The sequence below is a fragment of the Gemmatimonadales bacterium genome (assembly GCA_030697825.1).
Taxonomy (GTDB): Bacteria; Gemmatimonadota; Gemmatimonadetes; order Gemmatimonadales; family JACORV01; genus JACORV01.
In genome coordinates this window covers 1-1,517 of the sequence record JAUYOW010000196.1, presented here as the reverse complement: position 1 = coordinate 1,517, position 1,517 = coordinate 1, and the positions used below count along the sequence as shown (strand labels likewise).

Here is a 1,517-nt window from a genome sequence, read left to right as displayed (position 1 = left end):
GCTTGTCTGCCTCGCTTATTGAAGCGGTGACGGCACTGGGCGGCTGAGGGCCAACGGACAGGGCTCAGTTAGGATGAAGCGGCTGGCCATCCACTGAACGTGGTGGCAGACTTCGCCCCACAACCTTAACACGCGCTCTTGAGGCGCAAAGGGGAGGCCAGCCGCCATGGATACGATAGGGCTTGATCTGCACAAACGCGAGAGCCAGCTCTGCATCCTCTCGGAGACGGGGGAGATCGAGGAGCGCCGGATCGCGACGACCCGGGAGCGGTTCACCGCGGTGCTGGGGAATCGGGCGCCAGCGCGGATTCTGCTGGAGGCCGCGACGGAGAGCGAGTGGGTGGCGCGCCACCTGGAGTCGCTGGGGCACGAGGTGATCGTGGCGGACCCCAACTTCGCCCCGATGTACGCCACCCGGAGCCGCCGGGTGAAGACCGATCGGCGCGATGCGCGGACCCTGATGGAGGCGTTGCGGCTCGGCGCCTACCGGGCGATCCACCGGGCCTCGGCGGCCCAACGTCACGTGCGCGCACAGTTGGCGGTGCGGGACGCGCTGATCCGCACGCGCACCCGCTACGTCAACGTGGTGCGGGCGCTGACGCGGCGCGAGGGGCTGCGGCTGCCCACCGGCAACCCGGAGCACCTGGAGCGGAAGCTCGTGGCGCTGCCCCTCGCGCCCGAGCTGCTCGAGGAACTGGCCCCGCTGCGGGTCGTCCTCGACCCAGTCAACGCGCAGATCGAACGGGCCGACGAGCAGCTGGCGGCGACGGCGGGCGCGGATCCGCTGTTCGCGCGCCTGCGGACGGCGCCCACGATCGGGCCGGTGACGGCCGTGGCGTTCGTCGCGACGCTCGACGAGGTGCGCCGGTTCCGCACCGCGCACCAGGTGGAGGGCTACCTCGGCCTGACGCCGCGCGAGCACAGCTCGGGCGAGCGGCAGCGGCGCGGGCGGATCAGCAAGACCGGCAACCCGCGGATGCGCGCGCTCCTGGTCGAGGCCGGCTGGCGCATCCTGCGCTCCAACGATCCCGCTGCCGCGCCGCTGCGCGCGTGGGCGGAGCGGATTGCGGCGCGACGCGGGACCAACGTGGCGGCCGTCGCGTTGGCGCGGCGGCTGGCCGGGATTCTGTATGCGATGTGGCGGGACGGGACCACGTACCGCGCGCCCGTCGTGAAGGACGTCGCAGTAGCGTAAGGCAGAACCGGATGCGTGGAGTGTGACCGACCCGAGCGGTGAGCGCGTCGCAGCTTATGGCCGCTGGTGAGGCCGTTGCATAGTTAGCGCCGCCGCTCTTTCGGAACCCCACTTGCGCCGACGAGGCAGTCCCTCGTCAAGTGAGAGCGCGTAGAGAAGGCTGAGCGGCACCTCGAGCGCATTCGGGGAAGACGAAACAACAAGAACCCAACCCGGCTGCGAGGCCGGGCTTGACGGGGTGCGCCGCTTCAGAGAAGGCCGCGAACCGCCCGGCCGCCGGGTCCTGCGAGGTCGTCGCCATGCCCCTACGCTACCACCCCCG

General features: G+C 71.0%; 1 protein-coding gene. It reads left to right on the top strand.

Annotated features, from left to right (window positions below; genetic code table 11):
- Window positions 1-166: 166 nt before the first annotated feature.
- Complete coding sequence (locus Q8Q85_10375; GenBank protein MDP3774659.1) at window positions 167-1,195, top strand: IS110 family transposase; 1,029 nt, start codon at window positions 167-169, stop codon at window positions 1,193-1,195.
- Window positions 1,196-1,517 lie beyond the last annotated feature (322 nt).

What these genes read in the sequence shown, in the direction of transcription:
- Q8Q85_10375 (MDP3774659.1), top strand. Translation starts at nt 167, where the DNA reads ATGGATACGATAGGGCTTGATCTGCACAAACGCGAGAGCCAGCTCTGC.